The organism is Bradyrhizobium quebecense (assembly GCF_013373795.3).
Classification (GTDB): domain Bacteria; phylum Pseudomonadota; class Alphaproteobacteria; order Rhizobiales; family Xanthobacteraceae; genus Bradyrhizobium; species Bradyrhizobium quebecense.
The window spans coordinates 2,746,739-2,768,123 of sequence record NZ_CP088022.1 but is presented as its reverse complement, the minus strand read 5'-3'; the positions used below and the strand labels follow the sequence as shown (position 1 = coordinate 2,768,123).

Annotated in this window: 10 protein-coding genes; 6 read left to right on the top strand and 4 right to left on the bottom strand. The window is 66.1% G+C overall.

Annotated elements, in window-relative coordinates; all coding sequences use genetic code 11:
• The first annotated feature begins 54 nt into the window (after window positions 1-54).
• Window positions 55-840 carry a DUF502 domain-containing protein gene (locus tag HU230_RS13220; RefSeq protein WP_176531285.1) on the top strand — a complete coding sequence of 262 codons (786 nt, stop codon included), beginning with the start codon at window positions 55-57 and terminating at the stop codon, window positions 838-840.
• Window positions 841-846: 6 nt separating this feature from the next.
• Here HU230_RS13220 and recG read toward each other — a convergent pair whose 3' ends face one another.
• Window positions 847-2,955, bottom strand: a complete 2,109-nt coding sequence (gene recG / locus HU230_RS13215) for an ATP-dependent DNA helicase RecG (protein ID WP_176531286.1) — start codon at window positions 2,953-2,955, stop codon at window positions 847-849.
• 220 nt (window positions 2,956-3,175) lie between these two features.
• On the opposite strand from recG, the gene HU230_RS13210 reads away from it, so the two are divergent.
• From HU230_RS13210 to HU230_RS13200, 3 genes are all read left to right on the top strand, one after another.
• Entirely contained in the window at window positions 3,176-3,466 is a 291-nt protein-coding gene (locus HU230_RS13210) for an FAD assembly factor SdhE (protein ID WP_176531287.1), read from the top strand.
• The gene (gene mfd, locus HU230_RS13205) at window positions 3,463-6,981 is read left to right on the top strand and encodes a transcription-repair coupling factor (protein ID WP_176531288.1); all 3,519 of its coding nucleotides are present in this window, start codon (window positions 3,463-3,465) and stop codon (window positions 6,979-6,981) included. Before HU230_RS13210 ends, mfd begins: the two co-directional genes overlap by 4 nt.
• 476 nt (window positions 6,982-7,457) lie before the next feature.
• Window positions 7,458-13,691, top strand: coding sequence for an AIDA repeat-containing protein (locus HU230_RS13200; protein WP_176531289.1), 6,234 nt, complete (start codon window positions 7,458-7,460; stop codon window positions 13,689-13,691).
• A 111-nt stretch (window positions 13,692-13,802) separates the two neighbouring features.
• Here the strand turns inward: HU230_RS13200 and HU230_RS13195 are convergent, their stop codons facing one another.
• The 3 genes from HU230_RS13195 to HU230_RS13185 all read right to left on the bottom strand — a co-directional run bounded on the left by HU230_RS13195 (window position 13,803) and on the right by HU230_RS13185 (window position 18,454).
• On the bottom strand, window positions 13,803-15,029 hold the full coding sequence (locus HU230_RS13195) for a GGDEF domain-containing protein (RefSeq protein WP_176531290.1): 1,227 nt from the start codon (window positions 15,027-15,029) through the stop codon (window positions 13,803-13,805).
• A gap of 107 nt (window positions 15,030-15,136) precedes the next feature.
• The gene (locus HU230_RS13190) at window positions 15,137-16,645 is read right to left on the bottom strand and encodes an AMP-binding protein (protein ID WP_176531291.1); all 1,509 of its coding nucleotides are present in this window, start codon (window positions 16,643-16,645) and stop codon (window positions 15,137-15,139) included.
• 72 nt (window positions 16,646-16,717) lie between these two features.
• A complete protein-coding gene (locus tag HU230_RS13185; RefSeq protein WP_176535037.1) occupies window positions 16,718-18,454 on the bottom strand; it encodes an extracellular solute-binding protein in 1,737 nt (578 codons plus the stop codon).
• Between the two features lie 384 nt (window positions 18,455-18,838).
• Between HU230_RS13185 and HU230_RS13180 the strand changes: the two genes are divergently transcribed.
• Complete coding sequence (locus HU230_RS13180) at window positions 18,839-19,672, top strand: invasion associated locus B family protein (protein ID WP_176531292.1); 834 nt, start codon at window positions 18,839-18,841, stop codon at window positions 19,670-19,672.
• Between the two features lie 392 nt (window positions 19,673-20,064).
• Complete coding sequence (locus HU230_RS13175) at window positions 20,065-21,339, top strand: MFS transporter (protein WP_176531293.1); 1,275 nt, start codon at window positions 20,065-20,067, stop codon at window positions 21,337-21,339.
• Window positions 21,340-21,385: the final 46 nt, after the last annotated feature.

Below are 21,385 nucleotides of genomic sequence, written 5' to 3'. Positions count from 1 at the left end.
CACTTTTCCGGATCATGCTGGTGAGGACGGCCGCTTCGACGATCTGGAACAGCAATGACGTCCAACAAAGTGCCTCCCCCCGCGCCAGGTGAACTGCCCCCGGACACTCCCCGCGGGCTGATGGCGCGGTTCCGCAACTATTTCCTGACCGGCCTGGTGGTGGCCGGGCCGATCGCGATCACCTTCTATCTGACCTGGTGGTTCGTGAACTGGGTCGACAATCTGGTCCGCCCGTTCGTGCCCACGGCCTATCGGCCGGAAACCTATCTGCCGTTCGGATTGCCGGGTTCCGGCCTGATCGTCGCCGTCATCGCGCTCACGCTGCTCGGCTTCCTCACCGCCAATCTGATCGGGCGAACCCTTGTCGATCTCGGCGAGCGGTTGCTCGGACGGATTCCCGCGGTGCGTGCGATCTATCGCGGCCTGAAGCAGGTGTTCGAGACGCTGTTCTCCGGCAACGGCTCGAGCTTCCGCCGCGTCGGCCTGGTCGAGTTTCCCTCGCCCGGGATGTGGTCGATCGTGCTGATCTCGCAGGCGCCGAGCGCCGAGCTCGCGGCCAGCCTGCCCGGCGAGGAGGAGCACATCTCGGTGTTCCTGCCGTGCGCGCCGAACCCGACCACCGGCTTCTTCTTCTACGTGCCGAGGAGCAAGATCATCGAGATCGAGATGAGCACCGAGGACGCCGCGACCCTGATCATGTCGGCCGGCGTGGTGCAGCCCGGCGCCAACGACCAGAAGCAGCGCGCCGCAGCGCTCGCCGGCATGGCCAACGCCGCGCGCGTCGCCAACCAGGCCTCGTTGCAGCCGGCCACTCAGCCGGCGCCGGCGAAGGTGGAGTAGGGGCAGCTACCCTGCGCCGATCAGCGGCACCGCCTCGTCGCGTTCGTAGAGATAGAGCAGGCAGCGCAGCGCTTCGCCGCGTTCGCCCTTCAGCTTCGGATCGTCTTTCATGATCCGCAGCGCCTCGTCGCGCGCCTGCGTGATGAGCTGGCCGTGCACCTCGGAGCGCGCGATGCGATAGCCGGGCAGGCCGCTCTGGCGGATGCCGAGCACGTCGCCTTCGCCGCGCAACTTCAGATCTTCTTCCGCGATCCGGAAGCCATCGGTGGTCTCGCGGATCACTTTCAGCCGCGCCTTCGACATCTCGCCGAGCGGCTCCTTGTACAGCAAAAGGCAGGTCGAGGCTTCCGAGCCGCGGCCGATGCGGCCTCGCAGCTGGTGCAGTTGCGCGAGGCCAAAGCGTTCGGCGTTCTCGATCACCATGATGGTCGCCGCCGGGACGTCGACGCCGACCTCGACCACCGTGGTTGCGACCAGGAGCCCGATCTCGTGCGCGGCAAATTGCGCCATCACGCGATCCTTCTCGGTGCCCTTCATCTGGCCGTGCACCAGGCCGACGCGATCGCCGAACCGCTTCTGTAGCGACTCGAAACGCTCGGTCGCGTTGGTGAGGTGCTCGGTACCCTCGGCCTCGGATTCATCGACCAGCGGGCAGATCCAGTAGACCAGCTTGCCCGCGCCGAGCGCGCGGCCGACGCCGTCCATGACGTCCTCGATCCGGCTCATCGGCACCGCGCGGGTGTCGATCGGCTGGCGGCCGGCGGGCTTTTCGCGCAGCTCCGAGACGTCCATGTCGCCAAAGTAAGTCAGCACCAGCGTGCGCGGGATCGGCGTGGCGCTCAGCACCAGCACGTCGACGGCCTCGCCCTTCGAGGTCAGTGCGAGACGTTCGCGTACGCCGAAGCGATGCTGCTCGTCGACCACGGCGAGCGCCAGCGCCTTGTAGATCGCGTCGTCCTGGATCAGCGCGTGGGTGCCGACCAAAAGGTCGATCTCGCCGGCCTCGAGCCGCGCCAGGAGCTCGCGGCGCTCTTTGCCCTTCTCGCGGCCGGTGAGGATGGCGACGCGCATGCCGGCGCTCTCGGCGAGCGGCGCGATGGTCTTGATGTGCTGGCGCGCCAGAATTTCAGTCGGCGCCATCAACGCGGCCTGCTTGCCGGCTTCGGCGACGGCGGCGGCCGCCAGCAGCGCCACCACGGTCTTGCCGGAGCCGACATCGCCCTGCAGGAGGCGCAGCATCCGCACCGGCTGTTGCAGGTCCGCGATGATCGCCGCGACCGCGTGTTGCTGCGATTTGGTCAGCGCATAGGGCAGGGCGTCGATGATCCGGTTGCGCAGATGGCCGTCACCGGCATTGCGGACGCCGGCGGGGCGGCGCAGCGTGGCGCGGATCAGCGCCAGCGCGAGCTGGCCGGCGAGCAGTTCGTCGAACGCGAGCCGCGACCAGAACGGACCATCGGGCAGGATGTCGGTCAGCTCGACCGGAACATGGACGCGGGTCAGCGCCTCCCTGATCGGCGGGAAGTTGCAGCGGCGCAGCACCTCCGGACTGATCCACTCCGGCAGATCCGGCAGCTTGGTCAGCGCCTGCGCAATCGCACGGCGGAGCGAGCCGATCGCAAGCCCCTCGGTCAGCGGATAGACCGGATCGATGCCGGAGAGCTTGGCAAAGCCGGCCTCATCGACGACGCGGTCGGGATGCACGATCTGCGGGATGCCGTCATACATCGCGAGCGTGCCTGAGACGTAGCGCTTCTCGCCGACCGGCAGCAGCTTCTCGACATAGCCGGGCTGGGCGCGGAAGAAGGTCAGCACCACGTCGCCGGTGTCGTCGCTGGCATAGACGAGGTAGGGCGCGCGCGAATTGCGCGGTGGCGGCGGACGATGGCGGTCGACGGTGACCTCGAGCGTCACCATGGTTCCGACCGCGGCATCGCGGATCTTCGGCCGTGCGCGCCGATCGATCACGCTCGCCGGTAGGTGCAGCAGCAGATCGACCAGTCGCGGTGTCTCGCTGCGGTCGAGCAGATAGCGCAGCAGCTTGTCCTGCTTCGGGCCGACACCCTGCAGGGTCGTGACCTGGGCAAACAGCGGATTGAGCAGGCTGGGGCGCATCAGGAGAATCTAGGTCCGTTTTGACACGTCATGCCCGGCCTTGTGCCGGGCATCCACGTCTTTTTTTGGAGCCGGCATGGGTGGCCGGTCCTGTCTGCAGGTTCGGCCGTGGCGGCATGCCACTCAGGCGACGAAAGAGGGCTGACATCGGCCGTCCCCATCGCTATATCAAGCCCCGCCCGGCACGTCCGGGCTTTTGGCGTTCGATGGATTTTGGGACATGACGGGATCGACACGATCGAGCCACGGGCTCGATGACCGCCGCAAGCGGCTTTTGTTTCGTTGCTGGCATCGCGGCACCCGGGAGATGGACCTGATCCTCGGCCGCTTTGCCGATGCGACCATCGCGGACCTTTCCGACCAGGAGATCGGCGAGCTCGAGCATCTGATCGAGGTGCCGGATCCCGACCTCTATGCCGCGCTGACCGGCGACAAGGTGCTGGCGGCCGAATATGCCACCGCGCTGTTTGCCCGTATCAAGGCGTTCCAGGTCGCGGATCCCAGCGCATGAAGCAGCCGATGAAATCGCCGGCCGCGATGCTCGCGCCCGGCCGGGTGCTGACCATCGCCAACGTCGCCGAGGGCGCCGAAGGGCTGGTCATCTCCGATCTGGCGCGCGCCATTGCCGCGCAGCCGAAGCGGGCGGCGGTCAGCCTCGCCGTGGTGTGCCGCGACGGCGCGCGGATGCAGCAGCTCGCCCGCGCGCTGGAATTCTTTGCACCCGATATCGCTGTCATGCAGGTTCCGGCCTGGGACTGCCAGCCCTATGACCGCGTCTCGCCGCATTCCGGCATTCTGGCGCAGCGGCTGACGGCGCTCGCCAAGCTGTCGCGGCTGGTCGGCAGCGACAAGCCGCTGATCGTGCTCACGACCGTGAACGCCGCCGTGCAACGCGTACCGGCGCGCGATCAGGTCGCGGCGCAGGCGCTGTCGGTTGCGCCCGGCAATGTCGTGCCGATGGACTCCGTCGTCGCCTGGCTCGAACACAATGGCTACACCCGCTCGTCCACGGTGCGCGAGCCCGGCGAATATGCCGTCCGTGGCGGCATCCTCGATCTGTTTCCGGCCGGCCTCGACCAGCCGGTGCGGTTCGACTTCTTCGGCGACTCTTTGGAATCGATCCGCACTTTCGATGCCGAGACCCAGCGCACGCTGCTCGACATGCGCGGGCTCGACCTCGTGCCGGTGTCCGAATTCCAGCTCACGACCGAAACCATCCGCCGCTTCCGCATGGGCTATGTCGCCGCGTTCGGCGCGCCGGGACGCGACGACCAGCTCTATGAGGCGGTCTCCGAGGGACGGCGCCATCCCGGCATGGAGCACTGGCTGCCGCTGTTCCAGGAGCGGATGGACACGCTGTTCGACTATCTCGACGGTGCGACGATCGCGATCGAGCCGCAGGGCGAGGACGCCGCGCGCGAGCGCTTCACGCAGATTGCCGACTACTATGACGCGCGGCGCGAGGCGCTGGAGCATCCGGGCAGCGGCGCGATCTACAAGCCGCTGCCGCCGGACAAGCTCTACCTGTCCGAGGCCGAATGGACCAGGCTGCTCGGCGAGGCACCGCTGGCGCGGCTGACGCCGTTCGCGGTGCCGGAAGGCTCGCCCGACGTGTTCGACGCCGGCGCGCGGCAGGGCCGCAATTTCGCGCCGGAGCGAGCCGACGGCAACGTCAACGTATTCGAGGCCGTGGTCGGCCATATCGGTGCGTTGCAGTCGCAGCGCAAGAAGGTGATCGTCGCGCTGTGGAGCGAGGGCTCGCGCGACCGCATGGGCGCGATGCTGCGCGACCACAAGCTGCTCAACACGACCAGCGTCAACACCTGGCGGATCGTGCAGGCGACCCCGCGCAACGAGACCATGCTGGCTGTGGTGGGCATGGAGTCCGGCTTCGAGACCGACGAATTCGCCGTCATCAGCGAGCAGGACATTCTCGGCGACCGCCTGGTGCGTCCGCGCAAGGCGAGCCGCAAGCTCGACAATTTCATCTCCGAGGTGACGAGCCTTGCGACCGGCGATCTCGTGGTCCATGTCGAGCACGGCATCGGCCGCTTCGTCGGGCTGCAGACGCTGGAAGTCTCCGGCGCGCCGCATGACTGTCTCGAGCTGCATTATGCCGCGGAGACCAAGCTATTCCTGCCGGTCGAGAACATCGAGCTGCTGTCGCGCTACGGCTCCGACAGCGCCAATGTCGAGCTCGACCGTTTGGGTGGCGGCGGCTGGCAGGCGCGCAAGGCGAAGCTCAAGAACCGCATCCGCGAGATCGCCGGCGAATTGATCAAGATCGCGGCCGAGCGGCAGCTGCACGAGGCGCCGAAATTCCCGCTGCAGCCGCATGTCTATGACGAGTTCTGCGCGCGCTTCCCCTATGAGGAGACCGAGGATCAGTTAGGGGCCATCAACTCGACCTTGAAGGACCTCGAAATCGGCCGCCCGATGGACCGCCTGATCTGCGGCGACGTCGGCTTTGGCAAGACCGAGGTGGCGCTGCGCGCGGCGTTCGCCGTCGCGCTTGAAGGCCGGCAGGTCGCGGTCGTGGTCCCGACCACGCTGCTGGCGCGGCAGCACTCGCGCACCTTCACCGAGCGCTTCCGCGGCTTCCCGGTCAACGTGGCGCAGGCGTCGCGGCTGGTGTCGACCAAGGAGTTGAACCAGGTCAAGAAGGGGCTCACGGACGGCAATGTCGACATCGTGGTCGGCACCCACGCGCTGCTCGGCAAGGCCATCAAGTTCAAGGACCTCGGCCTCCTGATCGTCGACGAGGAGCAGCACTTCGGCGTCAGCCACAAGGAGCGGCTGAAGCAGCTGCGCGCCCAGGTCCATGTGCTGACGCTGTCGGCAACCCCGATCCCGCGCACGCTGCAACTGGCGCTGACCGGCGTGCGCGAGCTCTCGATCATTGCATCTCCGCCGGTCGATCGCCTCGCGGTGCGCACCTTCGTGGCGCCGCATGATCCCCTGATGATCCGCGAGGCGCTGCTGCGCGAGCGCTACCGCGGCGGGCAGGCGTTCTACGTCGTGCCGCGGATCGAGGATCTCGCCGGCGTCAAGGATTTCCTCGACAAGAACGTGCCGGAGATGAAGGTCGCGGTTGCCCACGGCCAGATGCCGCCGACCGTGATCGAGGACATCATGTCCGCGTTCTACGACGGCAAATACGACATCCTGCTCTCGACCACGATCGTTGAATCCGGTCTCGACATCCCGAACGCCAACACGCTGATCGTGCACCGCGCCGACATGTTTGGTCTCGCCCAGCTCTACCAGCTGCGTGGCCGCGTCGGGCGGTCGAAGCTGCGCGCCTATGCGCTGTTCACGCTGCCGGCACAGCAGAAGATCACGGCGCAGGCGGAGCGGCGGCTGAAGGTGCTGCAGTCGCTGGAGACGCTGGGCGCGGGCTTCCAGCTCGCCTCGCACGATCTCGACATCCGCGGCGCCGGCAATTTGCTCGGCGAGGAGCAGTCCGGCCACATCAAGGAAGTCGGCTTCGAGCTGTACCAGTCGATGCTGGAGGAGGCGATCATCAACCTCAAGGCCGGCGTCGCCGAGCCCGCCGCCGACCGCTGGTCGCCGCAGATCACGATCGGCATGCCGGTCCTGATTCCCGAGGACTACGTCAACGATCTCAGCGTGCGGCTGTCGCTCTATCGCCGCCTCGCCGATCTCGAGACCGACGACGAGATCGACGCCTTCGCCGCCGAGATGCGCGATCGCTTCGGCGTGCTGCCGGACGAGGTGCGCTACCTGTTCAAGGTCGCCGCGATCAAGGCCTACTGCCGCAGGGCCAATGTCGGGAAGGTCGATGCCGGCCCGAAGGGTGCCGTGATCGCGTTCCGCGACAACAGCTTCGCGCATCCGGAGCGGCTCGTGATGTTCATCCGCCAGCACGGCCAGGCCGCCAAGGTGCGGCCGGACATGAAGGTGGTGTTCTTCCAGGACTGGGATACGCCCGAAGAGCGGCTCGCCGGCACCACCGAGATCCTGCGCCAGCTCGCCAATCTCGCCGAGAGCAAGAAGGCTGCATAAGGCTCATCCTCCCGGGTGGCCTGTTGCATCTGCGGCTTGAGGCGATCGGCGCTCCCGCCGACTCGTCATGCCCGGGCTTGTCCTGGCCACGACGGTTTTGAAACATCAGTTCATATTCAGAAACAATTCTGAGGCGGGCGCGACCGCTCCACAATGTGAACAACCGGCGAGAAACATTGAACTTTCGCGACCCGGACCTTGACGGCTTTTGGGCGAATTGTATGCTGATCGTGTTTTTAGTTCAGATCGGCGATTTGTAATTTTGGATGACGTAGCAACTTGAATCTGGTTCGCGTCCCGCCAGCATTTCAACTGCTCTCCAAAACTCGGTGATTAAGACCCCGCGCCAAGTGAGTTGGTGAGGGCTGGCGGGCGTTTGCTTCAACTGTCGGGCAATCGGCCAGACTCGGTCGTGGGGGCGAGTTGCCGGACAGATTTATTGGATTTCGAGATCAGTTTTTTCGGGGGAGGGGTTGATGGGTGTGAACGTTGCCAGCGGCAGCACCGTTTCTGTGTCCGACACACAGACTAGCAACACAGTCCAGTACGGCGGCACGCTCTACGTGCTGAACGGCGGCTATATCAGCGACACCGTAAATGCCGGGAGCGTCGTTGTTTCCTCCGGCGCTACGGATATCGGCGACACGACTTCCAGTGGTTCTTCCAATAGTGCCGGGCAGATTTATGTTCTTGGCACACTCGTCAACGCCGTGGTCAACGGTGGTGGAGGTGTGGTCCTCGGCACCACTCCGTCAAACGCAACCGGAACTGGAACGGCGATTGGAACGACCATCAACAGCGGCATAATGGCCGTTTACAGTGGCTCGACCGCAAGCAACACCACGGTCGGCAGCGGCGGGATTAGACTATTCAACGGCACAACCATCAACACCACCCTCAGTGGCGGCAGCGAACAAATGTGGGGCGGCACCACGATCAGCACCTTGATCGAGAACGGAGGATACGAATACGTCTCCGACACATACAACAACAACTTCGTAGGCAGCGCCCTCGCGTCCAACACCACGATCCAAAGCAGTTCCGAACAGATCGTCGGATTTCTTGGGGGCGGCGTTGCAACCAACACGACAATCGCGGGCGGAACGCAGTGGATCGGCTATGCCGCCTTCGGAAGCGCCGGTCATGGTGTCGCAAGCAATACCACCATCACCAGCGGTGGAATCCAGCTTGTTGCGCCATATAATTATATTGCAACAGGCACAGCCGTCAACACGACGGTCACCGGCAGCGGCAGTATCCAATACGTCGGCAGTGGCCAATACAGCGGAAGCGCAACGGCGATCTCCACCACGCTGATCGCGGGCGGTGAACAGATCGTGTGGGGCGGCGGCCCGTACAGCCCCATTGCCAGCAGTACGGTGATCAGTTCCGGCGGAGCCGAAATCGTTTCGTCCGGCGGCATCGCCAGGATCACGATGATTAGCGCCGGCGGCACCGAGACCGTCATGGCGGGCGGTATCGCCAGCAGCACAGTGATCAGCTCCGGTGGCACGGAAGTGGTTTCGTCCGGCGGCACCGCGAGCGGCATCGTCGTCAATAGCGGCGGCACCTTGGTTATCGTTGCCGGCGCCAACGTCACGGGCGTGACCAGCAATGGCGGTACGGTCGTTATCGAAAGCGCCCCCGTGACCGTGAGCAGCGGATCGTCCTACACCGTGTCGAGCGGCCAGACCGACACCGGTGACACCGTGCTCAATGGCGGTTCGATGTTCGTTGCCTCGGGCGGGTCGGCGGTCAGCACCACCGTCAGCAGCGGCGGGCTTCTGACCATCAGCAAGGGCGGCAGCGATACGGGCACGACCGTCTCTTCCGGCGGTACCGATACGGTTGCGGGCAGCGATACGAATGCCGTCGTTGCAAGCGGCGCGACGATGTATGTCAGCAGCGGCGGCAGGGCCAGTGGAACGCTCGTCTCCGGTGGAACGCTTGACGTGCTGGCTGGCGGGTTTGCCACCGGCACGACGGTTTCGGCAGGCGGCATGCTCAACGTGACGGGGACTACGTCCAATACGGTTCTGGTGTCGAGCGGCGGCGTCGAGAACGTCTCGTCCGGTGGCGTCATCCAGGGCACCATCAGTGGCACGGTCGGCACCGGAACGTCCGTCGCAGCCGGCGCGACGCTCAACGTGCTGGCCGGAGGTTCGGCCAGCATGATCAACGTGTCCGGCACGCTCAACGTGCAGGGCAAGATCACCAGCAATGTCACCATCCAGGGCGGCGGCCACGAAATCGTCTCTGCGGGCGGCTCGGTCACCGGCGTCACCGGTTCGGGGACCGCAATTTCCGGGTTGGTCGACGTTCTCTCCGGAGCTTCCTTCGAATATGCGACCGTCTTCAGTGGCGGCGACCTGAATGTCTCGTCCGGCGCGACGGTGGACCATATTTCCGTCTCTAGCGGCGGCATCTTCAACGTCGGCGGCACGGTTCTGAGCAACGTCGCGGTGTTTGCCGGCGGCATCGAGAACGTGTTCTCCGGAGGCGTGGTCACCGGCGTGACCGGCTCGGGAACCGGGATTTCGGGCGGCATGGTCAACGTGTCGTCGGGAGGCGCGATCGACCACACGACCGTCAGCAGTGGCGGCGTATTGAACGTTATGTCCGGCGCGACTGCCCACCATGTTGCCGTCTCCAGCGGCGGCACGTTCAACGTGGCCGGGGCCGCCACCAGCAATGTGGCCGTGTTTGCCGGTGGCAGGGAGGTCGTTTCGTCAGGCGGGTCGGCTGGTCCGGTGACGATTTCGGGCGGCCAGGTCGAATTGCAGGCGGGCAGCGTCGCGAGCGGCGACATCACCTTCAGCGGGTCCGGCGGGCAGCTCAAGATCGATGGCACCTCATTGGCCGGCACGACCATCAGCAGTCTGGTGCTGGGCGACAGCATCGATCTGGCGGGCCTCAACTTCGTATCGGGTGGGGCGGCGACCTTGCTTGCGGGCAATGTCCTGCACGTCACGGAGGGGGCTTCCTCCTTCGATCTGCAACTCGATCAGACGCCTGGCGTGCGGTTCAGCATCGGCGCGGATTCCGGCACCGGCACGCTGCTCACGACGCGTGCCGATATCGCACCGGTGACATCCGCATCCAACATGCAGGCAACCCTGGGTGAGAGCGCTGCGCTGGCTTCCAGCCTTTTCACCGCCGCGGACGCCGATGGCGATCCCATCACCGCATACGCGTTCTGGGATACCCAAGGTAACGGACACTGGGTCGTCAACGGCACCGTCCAGCCCACCAACGCCGAGATCGATGTCACGGCGGCGAACCTGTCGCAGGTGAGCTACGTGTTCGGTCCAAGCGGTTCGACCGATACGCTTTTCGTGCGGGCCAATGACGGCACGCTCTGGGGCGGATGGACTCAATTCACGGCAAAGGCGTTCGTCGATACCCCGCCGACCGTGATAGCCGCCAACGTCACTGCGACGCACGGCCAAACGTCGGTTGCCGCGTCAAGCCTGTTCACAGTGAGCGATCCGGATCCCGATACGATGACCCAGTACGCGCTCTGGGACACCGGCGGCAGTGGCCACTGGGTTGTGAATGGTGTCGCCCAGGCCGCCAACACCGAGATCGACATTACCGCGTCGCAGCTGTCGCAGGTGAGCTACGTCTTCGGTCCGGTCGGGTCGACGCCTGATACGTTGTACATCAGGGCGAACGACGGAACGCTGTGGGGCGGCTGGACCGCGTTCACGGCAGCACCAGGGCCCGATCGGGCTCCGGTCGTGACGGCAGCAAACCTCATAGGACAGCACCTGCAGCTTTCGGTTCCGGCTACGAGTATCTTCTCGGCGACGGATCCCGACGGCGATCCAATCACACAATATGCTTTGTGGGATTCCGGCGGCAACGGTCACTGGGTGGTCAATGGTGTCACCCAGGCCGCCAACACCGAGATCGACGTTTCGGCGGCGAACCTGTCCCAGGTGAGCTACGTGTTCGGTCCGAGCGGCTCGGCGCCCGACATGCTGTACGTGCGGGCAAGCGACGGGATGTTGTGGGGAGGCTGGACTGCATTCTCGACAATGTCGGGAGGCGACACCGCTCCGGTGGTGACGGCGCCGGACGTGACCGCGACGCACGGGGAGGTGTCGGCCCTTGCCTCCAGCCTGTTCTCGGTCACCGATGCCGACAACGATACGATGACCCAGTACGCGTTCTGGGACACCGGAGGCAGCGGCCACTGGGTGGTCAATGGTGTCGCCCAGGCGGCCAACACCGAGATCGATGTTACGGCGGCGAACCTGTCGCAGGTGAGCTACGTGTTCGGGCTCGGCGGCTCGACGCCCGATACGCTCTACGTGCGGGCCAATGATGGATTGAAGTGGAGTGCCTGGACCGCATTCACGGCAACACCGGGGATCGATGATCCGCCGGTCGTGGCGGCAGCGAACGTAACCGCCAATCACGGGGAGTTCTCGGCGCTCGCCTCGAGCCTGTTCTCGGTCACGGATCCCGAGAGCGATCCGATCACCCAGTACGCGTTCTGGGACACCGGCGGCAACGGCCACTGGGTCGTGAATGGCGTCGCTCAGGCGGCCAATGTCGAGATCGATGTTGCCGCGGCGAACCTGTCGCAGGTGAGCTACGTGTTCGGCCCCGGCGGCTCGGCGTCCGATACGCTTTACGTGCGGGCGAAGGACGCCGGATCGCCGTGGAGCAGCTGGGCTGCGTTCACGGCATCACCGGGCCCCGATACCGCCCCGGTGGTGACGGCGCCGAACGTGACCGCCAATCACGGACAGTTCTCGGCGCTCGCCTCGAGCCTGTTCTCGGTGACGGATGCCGACAACGATACGATGACCCAGTACGCGTTCTGGGACACCGGAGGCAGCGGTCACTGGGTGGTGAATGGCGTCGCTCAGGCAGCCAATGTCGAGATCGATGTTGCCGCGGCGAACCTGTCGCAGGTGAGCTACGTGTTCGGTCCCGGCGGTTCGGCGCCCGATACGCTCTACGTGCGGGCAAATGACGGATCGATGTGGAGTAGCTGGACCGCGTTCACCGCAGCGCCGGGGGTCGATACGGCCCCGGTGGTGACGGCAGCGAACGTGACCGCCAGTCACGGCCAGCTCTCGGTGCTCGCCTTGAGCCTGTTCTCGGTCAGCGATGCCGAGAACGATGCGATCACCCAGTACGCGTTCTGGGACACCGGCGGCAACGGCCATTGGGTGGTCAACGGTGTCGCCCAGGCCGCCAATGTCGAGATCGATGTCTCGGCGGCGAACCTGTCGCAGGTCAGCTACGTGTTCGGTCCCGGCGGCTCGACACCGGATACGCTCTACGTGCGGGCCAACGACGGATCGAAGTGGAGCAGCTGGGCTGCGTTCACGGCAACACCAGGGGTCGATAAGGCTCCGGTGGTGACGGCAGCGAACGTCGCCGCCAATCACGGCCAGTTCTCGGTGCTCGCCTCGAGCCTGTTCTCGGTCAGCGATGCCGAGAACGATGCGATCACCCAATACGCGTTCTGGGACACCGGCGGCAACGGCCATTGGGTGGTCAATGGCGTCGCCCAGGCCGCCAATGTCGAGATCGATGTCTCGGCGGCGAACCTGTCGCAGGTCAGCTACGTGCTCGGTCCCGGCGGCTCGCCGTCGGACACGCTCTACGTGCGGGCCAACGACGGATCGAAGTGGAGCAGCTGGGCTGCGTTCACGGCAACACCGGGGCCTGACCATGCTCCGGTCGTGACGGCGGCGAATGTCAGCGGAATTCACGGCCATTCGATCGCAGCGACCGGCCTGTTCTCGGTCACTGACGCCGACAGCGATACGATGACCCAGTACGCGTTCTGGGACACCGGCGACAACGGCCACTTCGTGGTCAACGGCGTCGTCCAGGCCGCCAACACCGAGATCGATGTTGCGGCGGCGAACCTGTCACAGGTCAGCTACGTGTTCGGTCCGGGCGGCTCGCCGTCGGATACGCTCTACGTGCGGGCCAACGATGGCAGCGAGTGGAGCAGCTGGACGGCCTTCACGGCCACCGCGACGAACCAGGCGCCGACGGTCGCGGTCGCGAACGTCGTGACGGTCTCGGGGCAGACCTTTGCTGCCGCGAACCTCGTCACGGCGACGGACGCCGACGGCGATCCCATCACGAAGTATGCGCTGTGGGATTCCAACACCAATGGACGTTGGAACGTCGGCGGCATCAACGAGCCGGCGAATACCGAGATCGACGTCACCGCGGCACAGCTTTCCCAGGCGACCTATCAGGCTGGTTCGGGCTCCGACCAGCTCTGGATCCGGGCCTATGACGGCACTGCGTGGGGGGCCTGGCAGTCCTTCAACGTAACGGGGGAGAGCCCGAGCAGCGCCAGCATCGCAACGGGCGCTACCTTGGAATTGCCGGGGGCTTCGAGTGCCACCGTGGCGTTCCAGGGCTCGACGGGGACGCTGAAGCTCGACAATTCCGCGAGCTTTAGCGGAACCGTCGCCGGGATGACCGGTTCGGACGCGATCGATTTCGCGAACATCAATTTCGCGAACGTTCAGACTCCGAGCTTCAGCGGAGACTCATCGCACGGAACGCTCACGGTGACGGACGGCACCGTCGCGGCGAGTATTGCGCTGCTCGGCAACTACATGGCCTCGACCTTCACGACCTCGAGTGATGGCCATGGCGGTACCCTGGTTGTCGATCCGCCGGCGATGCAGGTCAGCCAGCTTGCGCAGCCACAGCATGCGTGAGGCTTGACGATGAGGGGCATGCGGAGCCACCGCCGAGAAAAAGGTGGCTTCGCCTGCTGCCGACGCTGCCTGCACAGCGATCGCGGCAACTGACAAGCGGCATAGAGCTTGCTACGACGCCGCGCGTTCCGGCGTGCCGAACAGGCGCCCGAGCAGCGAGAGGGCGGAATCGCCCGGCAGCAGCGTTGCGATGCTGACGGCCGGCTCGGCCCTGGTGTCGCGGCGGCCGTTCTGGGTGTGGCGCATCACGCTTGCCAATCGCCGCGTGATCGCCTGGGCGTTGCGCAGGTCGGTCCCGGCGAATGCCACGACGAGCGACCGGTCGTCGTGCACGGCGCCGAAATCGGCCTGGCGCATCAGCCGGCTGATGATCCGCGCGCCGTCGAATTGCGCACGCGGCTGCGTGTTGTCGAAGGTGAACCGCGCCACCGAGAGCGCGCCGCCGCGCTCGGCGGTCTGGTAGACGGCGGTCGCGAAGTCGCGCTCGAACGCGGCCTTGGTGAGCAGGCCGGTGCGCGGATCGATCAGGCCCTTGGCGTCGATCGCCTTGAGCATGCGGCCGAGCCGCGCCTCGAAGGCATGCTGCCGGATCATCGGCAACACCATGTCGCCGACGCGCGTCGGCCCGGCCGTGACGATCTCGAGATTGGGCAGCTCGTAACGCGGCGTCAGCTCACCGGAGGCGACGATCACGGGCAACGGGCGGAAGCGAACATCCTCGGTCAGCACCGTCAGGAACGCATCCATCACGCGCGGGGTGAAGCCTTCGGCCAGCACGATGCCGTCGATGTCACGGTTGGAGAGATGCTTTGCGGCCGCCTCGATGCTCAGCGCGCCGACCACGCCGGCGCGTTCGCCGAGCGCGACCGACAGGGCCGGGTAGGCGCCGCCGCGACCGATCAGGAGCGCGGTGGCCTCTCCGACCGGATCGATATCGGATAATGCGATCGGTGTGGGCGGCACCAGGCGGCGCATCACGGTCGCATGCAAGGCGCGAACGCGTAAGGACGCGTTGAGCCGGGCGACCAAGCGATCCGGCATGCCCTTGTGCTGGAAGAACGCGATGACGGTGTCGGGCAGGGTGGTCGCGGGATCGACCGCGATCAGCGGCAGATAGGGCGCGCGGGCGGCGGCGCGTTTGGCCAGGCCCGACAGGGTGACGAAGTCGACGCGCTCGGCGGCCGCGATGATCGCGGCCGGCTTGACCTGCTCGATGGCGCGTCCGACCTCGTGCCAGTCGGTGACCACGACCGGAAACAGTTTCGTCTCATCGAGGACCGCGGCAAACGGCGGCTTTGCCGACGCCGATACGATGAGGACCGGACCTTGTTGAGACATTCGAACGCTCGAAACCAATCCTTAAGATCAGCAAACGGTTACGATGCTAATTGGCATGGCTTAATGCGGCGTCAACACAATGCTAAGACTAACGCAATGATAAGATTTTAAGGCATTCCGGTGCCGCGGCGGTCGCGAAATGCTTCGACCATCAACGGGTTAAGCCCAAGTTCTGTCAGGGCGTCGCGAGCCCGCGCATTGTCCTGAGCCCGTCCGGCCAGCCGGTGGCCACTCAGGCGGTCGGGCAGTGCCGTCAACAATGCGCCCTGGCCGAGCCGGCGCGCCCACTCCTGCAACTCCTGGGCAAGGAAGCGGTAGCCGCCGACCGTCATGACCCCCGACGGCGGGGCGGTGATGTTGACGGCGCCGGTCGCGCGGTCGACCCGCGCGGCATATTCAGTGTCGACGTAATCACGCGGCGGCGGCGCAATCAGGTTGTCGCCCGGGGGCGGCGGCGCATAGGCGGCGACCGGCACCATGGGGCCGCGCAGGCCCAGCGTGCCCTTCGGGGTCAGCAGGATCTCGCCGGCGATCGATGCGCCGGGCGCCTCACGCGGCGCGCTGTGCGGACCGGGTTTGATCAGGGCGGGCGATCCATCCTCGGCGCTGCGGCGGGCGCCGAACAGCCCGGCCTCGCCGAACAGATAGACGTCGGTCATGGTCACCCGCCGCGACGTCCAGTGCGCACTGGAGGCAACCTGCTCCGGCGTCCGCCAGAGGCCGATCGCGTTGCGCAGGGTGGGCAGGCGCTCCGACAGGCCGCACTCGTCGAGCCGCAGCGCGAGCTGCGCCGGCGCGATCAGCGTGTCGCAGGCATGCTCGTTGAATTGGGTTTCGAACGCTTCCTCGTCGAACGGGTGATGCATGACGAGCGTTCCGCCCGACAGCAGCCAGGTCACCAGCGACGAACAGATGCCGGCAAACGACATCGGCGCGAATGCCGACATGATGGTCGCGCCCTGTGCCAGGTCGCTCTCCAGCGACATCGCGAGCCCGCCGGCGATCAGGCCGAAATGCGCGCGCGGCACCAGACGAAAACCCTCGCTGGTGACGTCGAAGGAGATCAGCGCCGGCTTGCGTCCGTCCTGGATCATCGGGCGCGAGGTCCGGGAGTCCTGCAGGATCGCGTCATCGAGCGACGCCATGCCTTCGGGCAGATCGGTGCCGAACCCGCAGACATGGCGGATCGAAAAAGCTTCCGCCGCGGCGTTCATGGCGATGTCGGCGTAGGAGACGCCGTCGATCCTGCCGCAGGTGACGATCGCCCGCGCCGCGGTGCGGTTGAGCACGGAGGTCAGCTCGGCCTGCCGCCACAATAGCGGCAACGGCGCCACGACCAGGCCAACGCGATAGGCGGCGAGCACGGTCAGGGCGAATTCGATCGTCGAGGGAAGCTGAACCGCGATCACGGTATTGGCCGGCAATCCGCTCTCGACGAAGTGGGCGGCGATCGCCGAGATCGCGCGGTCGGCCTGAGCATAGGTCAGGCGCTTGCGGGTCTGTCCGGTGACGCGCTGCTTGTTGATCGGGTCGACCAGCGCCAGCGCCTCGGGTTGCCGCGCCAAGCTGCGCTTGAACAGCGTATCGAGCGTGGGCGAGGTGATCGACTGGTTCACAGGTTCAATGTCGGTTGCATCGCTTCGATCAGGTCGGACCATGCCGCGTCGGGTCGCAGCTCACTTGGCAGCTCACCTGGATTGCGCGCCGGGCTTCTGCCACCAGGTCTCCGGCAGGTAGCCCGTCAACGCGGTGGCCGAAGGCCGTTCTATCCGATTCCAGCGCGCGATCCATTGCTCTCCCGAGTTAAATAGGGGGATAGCGTAGAAGCCGGACATCAGGGCCCGGTCCAGCGCCCGCACCGCCGAGACGAAGGCCGGCCGCTCCCGCGCCGCGAGCAGCGCGGCGATCGTGGCGTCGATGGCCGGATCCCTGGCGCCCATGTAGTTGCGGGTGCCCGGCACGTCGGCGGCCTGGCTGCCCCAGTAGAACCACTGCTCGTTGCCCGGCGACAGCGACTGGTCCCAGCGAATGGGGATCATGTCGAAGTCATAGGCGACCCGGCGTTGCTCGAACTGCACCGCGTCGACCACCCGGACCGCGGCGTCGATGCCGGCTCGCTTCAGGTCGCGCTGATAGGCGAGGGCGATCCGTTCATGCTCGCGTGTCGTCACCAGGATTTCGATCCGGAGCGGCGTCCCGGTCGAGCGCTGCTTCAACAGCGTGCCGTCGAGCGCGTAACCCGCCTCCGACAGCAGCGCGAGCGCGTTGCGCAGAACGGTGCGGTCGCGGCCTGAGCCGTCGGTGTCGGGAAGGCGATAGCGGCCCTCGAGAATGTCGGGCGCAATATGCGACAGATACGGCTTGAGCAGATCGCGTTCGCGGTCATCGGCCGGGCGGCCATAGGCCGACAAATCCGAGCCGGCGAAATAGCCGCCGGCGCGCGAATAGAGTCCAAAATAGTAATTGCGGTTGATCCATTCGAAGTCGAACAGCATCAGCAGCGCCTGGCGCACCCTGACGTCGGCAAACTTCGGCCGCCGGGTGTTGAACACCAGGAATTCAGACGGATCGGGCGTGCCGATCTTGATGGTGTCGCGGATCACTTCGCCGCTTTTCGCGGCGGGGAAGTCGTAGCCGTCATGCCAGCGCAGCGGCTCGGGCTCGGTCCTGAAGTCATAGAGGCCGCGCTTGAACGCCTCGAACTGGCCGTTGGCGTCGCGGTAGTAATCGAGCCTGATCTCGTCGAAATTCCAGAGGCCGCGGTTCACCGGCAGGTCGCGCCCCCAGTAATCCGGATTGCGGGTGAAGGTCACGCTGCTGCCGGGCTTGACCGCCGTCACGCGGTACGGGCCGGAGCCGATCGGCGGCGCCAATGTAGTCTCCTCGAATTTGGAGACGTCGGTGGCGTGGCGCGGCAGGATCGGCATCAGGCCGAGGATCAGCGGCAATTCGCGGTCCGCAATGCCGCCAAAATCGAACCGCACCGTGCGCGGATCGAGCACCTCGGCCTTTGCGACTTTCGAATAATACTGGTGATGCAGCGGACGGCCGTGATCGCGCAGCAGTTCGAGCGAGAACACGACGTCGTCCGCCGTGACCTCGTGCCCGTCGGAGAAGCGCGCGCGTGGATCGATGTGGAATGTCACATAGCTTCTGGCATCGTCGGTCTCGACGCTGCGGGCGAGCAGGCCGTACAGCGTGAAGGGCTCGTCATTGTTCCGCACCATCAGGCTTTCGTAGACATAGCCGCGCTCGTAGGCGTAGCCCCGGAGCTGCTGCACCGCGAGACCCCTGACAATCAGGGGATTGAGGCTATCGAAGGTGCCGTCCCGGGGGCTCAGGACCAGACGGCCGCCCTTGGGGGCGTCAGGATTGGCGTAGGGCAGGTGAGTAAAGTCGGCCGGGAGCGCGGGCGCGCCATGCATCGCGATGGCGTGGCTCTCGGTGGCGGCCGCAGGGGCAAGCGCGCTCGTCAGGAATGCCGGGATGGATGCCAGGACAAGCCAGACGACGGCCAATGCGGCGCGCCAAACGTGCCCGGGAACACGTGCGTGAGGCGCCGGATTTGATTCGCGAAACGTCACGCCTGAAGGTTTATCACAGGGCGCTGAAACTCGCCGTCACATGGGCGCAAATGCGCTTGTCGGCATTGATCTTTCCGCGCGCCGCTGTATTGAAGGCGTGCAATTGGAGGGCGGGAACGCCTGTCACGTATCCGCCTCAATTGACTAGGAGACAGCCGCCCAAACGGCTATGTGTCGGCGCCTGCAGCGGTTTCGGGCGCTGCCGTTCAGAAAGGGTCTTCCGCAATGAATTTCCGTATCTTGGCCGCCCCGGTCCGGCCGCATGGGCGAATTGTTGCCCTGATGGCGGCGACGGCATTCTCTGCAGCGCTCCTGGTTCCTGCCGCTTGGGCCCAGCAGCCGGCAGCGCCGGCGCCTGCGGCACCGAAGGCAGCGCCCAAGGCGGCACCGAAGGCAGCTCCGAAGGCGCCGGCACCCGCAGCCCAGGCACCAGCCGCACAAGCACCGGCCGCAGGTCAGGCGCCCGCCGCCGCCGCCCAGCAGCCGCCCCAGGATCAGCAGATCCAGCTCATCTACGCTCCCTGGACCAAGTTCTGCCTGAAGGGCCAGGAAGCCAACGCCAAGCAGGTTTGCTTCACCGGCAAGGACGGCCGCATCGAGTCCGGCCAGCCGGTGATTGCCGCCGTGATCATCGAGCCGGAAGGCGAGCCGAAGAAGATCCTGCGCGTCACGCTGCCGCTCGGCATGCAGCTGGTTCACGGCACCCGCATCATCGTCGACGGCAACCCGCCGCAGCAGGCGCCCTATGTGATCTGTTTCCAGAACGGTTGCATGTCCGACTATGAAGCAACCCCCGAGCTGATCGCCAACATGAAGAAGGGCCAGAACCTCGTGGTTCAGGCGATCAATTCGAATGGCGCGCCGCTGACGCTGCCGCTGCCGCTCAACACCGAATTCGCCAAGGCCTATGACGGCCCGCCGACCGATCCGAAGGTGTTCGAGGAAAACTCGAAGAAGCTGCAGGAAGAGTTGCAGAAGCGCGCCGAAGAACAGCGCAAGAAGCTGGAGGGCGCGGGCGGTGCCGCTGCGCCGGCTCCGGCCAATCCGGCAGCCAAGTAACAACGTCGATCACGCGTTCAAGAAAGCGCGAGACCGTCGCAAGCAAAAGGCGCCCGCAAGGGCGCCTTTTTTGTCATGCGAAACAGACTGGCTGATGGCAGCCTGCCGCGCTGGTGATCGCGCGGGTCGTGTGCGATGGTCGCCTCAAGGCAAATCGATCGCGCCGAGCCGCGTCGTCGTTGCCTTGTCCGGACAAGTCCGGCGTCGAAGCCCAATCATAAATCCGTCACGGGAGGCCAGACGAAAGCGCGGCACGCGCGCCTTCGATGCGCAAATCTGCGCGTGGTTCTGCGCGAACCCTGGCCGCCGTGCGGAAGCGTGATGGCGCGATGCGACTGGACTTTGCTCGGGTCGCAAGCCCGTCCGCCGTTCGCAATCATGGAAATCTCCCAATGTCCCAGCGAGTCAACACGCAGCGGCGGGAACCGCTCTCCCGGCCTTCGGAGCCGCCGACCGGGCGTGCTCCGGCCGATGCCGGCGGGCGCCTCAACCAGGACAACGCCCCCGGGAGCGTTCATCCGGGCATCGTTCATCTCGCGCTGGCGATGGGCGGGTTCGCGATCGGCATCGCCGAATTCGCGACCATGAGCCTGCTGCCGTTCTTCGCCCATGATCTGCACATCAGTGAGCCCCAGGCCGGTCACGCGATCAGCGCCTACGCGCTCGGCGTCGTGGTGGGCGCGCCTGTGATCGCTGTGCTGTCGGCGAGCATGGCGCGGCGGACGCTGCTGATCGCGCTGATGGGCTTCTTTGCGCTGATGAACGGCCTGTCCGGGCTCGCGCCCGACTACCACACCATGCTGGTGCTGCGCTTCCTCGCCGGGCTGCCGCACGGCGCCTATTTCGGCATCGCCATGCTGGTCGCGGCTTCGCTGGTCCCGATCGACAAGCGCACGGCGGCCGTCGGCCGCGTGCTGCTCGGCCTCACCATCGCGACGACGATCGGCGTGCCGCTCGCAAATGGCGTGGGGCAGGCGATCGGCTGGCGCTGGGCCTTCGCGATCGTTGCCGGTCTCGCGCTCCTGACCGCCATCCTGGTCCTGATCTTCGCCCCGCGTGACGTCGCCAACAGCAACGCGAGCCCGTTGCGTGAACTCTCGGCGCTCAGGCGCAAGCACGTCTGGCTGACGCTTGGGATCGGCGCCATCGGTTTCGGCGGACTGTTCTCGGTCTACACTTATCTGGCGTCGACCATGCTGGCGGTGACGCACACGTCGCCCGCGCTGGTGCCCGTCACGCTATGCGTGTTCGGGGCTGGCCTCACCGCCGGCAACATCATCGTGCCGCGCTTTGCCGACCGCGCGCTGATGGCAACCGCGGGCGGGCTGCTGCTGTGGTCGGCGGCGACGCTGGCGTTGTATCCGCTGGCGGCGGCGAATTTCTGGACGCTGAGCGCCGACGTGTTCCTGATCGGGCTGGGCGGAGCGCTTGCCACCGTGTTGCAGACCCGGCTGATGGATGTCGCGGGCGAAGCCCAAAGCCTCGCCGCGGCGCTCAACCATTCCGCCTTCAACGTCGCCAATGCGCTGGGGCCGTGGCTCGGCGGAATGGCCGTCGCAGCCGGTTACGGCTGGACCTCGACCGGTCTCGTCGGCGCCGGACTTGCGCTGGCGGGTTTTGCGGTCTGGGCGATCGCGGCGGCGCTGGCCGCGCGTGAGGGGGTATGAGCAGGAAGCAGCACCGCCGCGTCCGTCGCCGGACAGGCGCCGCGCG

Excerpts from the sequence above, each read along its gene's own strand:
- HU230_RS13220 (WP_176531285.1), top strand. The coding sequence starts at position 55 with ATGACGTCCAACAAAGTGCCTCCCCCCGCGCCAGGTGAACTGCCCCCG.
- recG (WP_176531286.1), bottom strand. The coding sequence starts at position 2,955 with ATGCGCCCCAGCCTGCTCAATCCGCTGTTTGCCCAGGTCACGACCCTG.
- HU230_RS13210 (WP_176531287.1), top strand. The coding sequence starts at position 3,176 with ATGACGGGATCGACACGATCGAGCCACGGGCTCGATGACCGCCGCAAG.
- mfd (WP_176531288.1), top strand. The coding sequence starts at position 3,463 with ATGAAGCAGCCGATGAAATCGCCGGCCGCGATGCTCGCGCCCGGCCGG.
- HU230_RS13200 (WP_176531289.1), top strand. The coding sequence starts at position 7,458 with ATGGGTGTGAACGTTGCCAGCGGCAGCACCGTTTCTGTGTCCGACACA.
- HU230_RS13195 (WP_176531290.1), bottom strand. The coding sequence starts at position 15,029 with ATGTCTCAACAAGGTCCGGTCCTCATCGTATCGGCGTCGGCAAAGCCG.
- HU230_RS13185 (WP_176535037.1), bottom strand. The coding sequence starts at position 18,454 with ATGCATGGCGCGCCCGCGCTCCCGGCCGACTTTACTCACCTGCCCTAC.
- HU230_RS13180 (WP_176531292.1), top strand. The coding sequence starts at position 18,839 with ATGAATTTCCGTATCTTGGCCGCCCCGGTCCGGCCGCATGGGCGAATT.
- HU230_RS13175 (WP_176531293.1), top strand. The coding sequence starts at position 20,065 with ATGTCCCAGCGAGTCAACACGCAGCGGCGGGAACCGCTCTCCCGGCCT.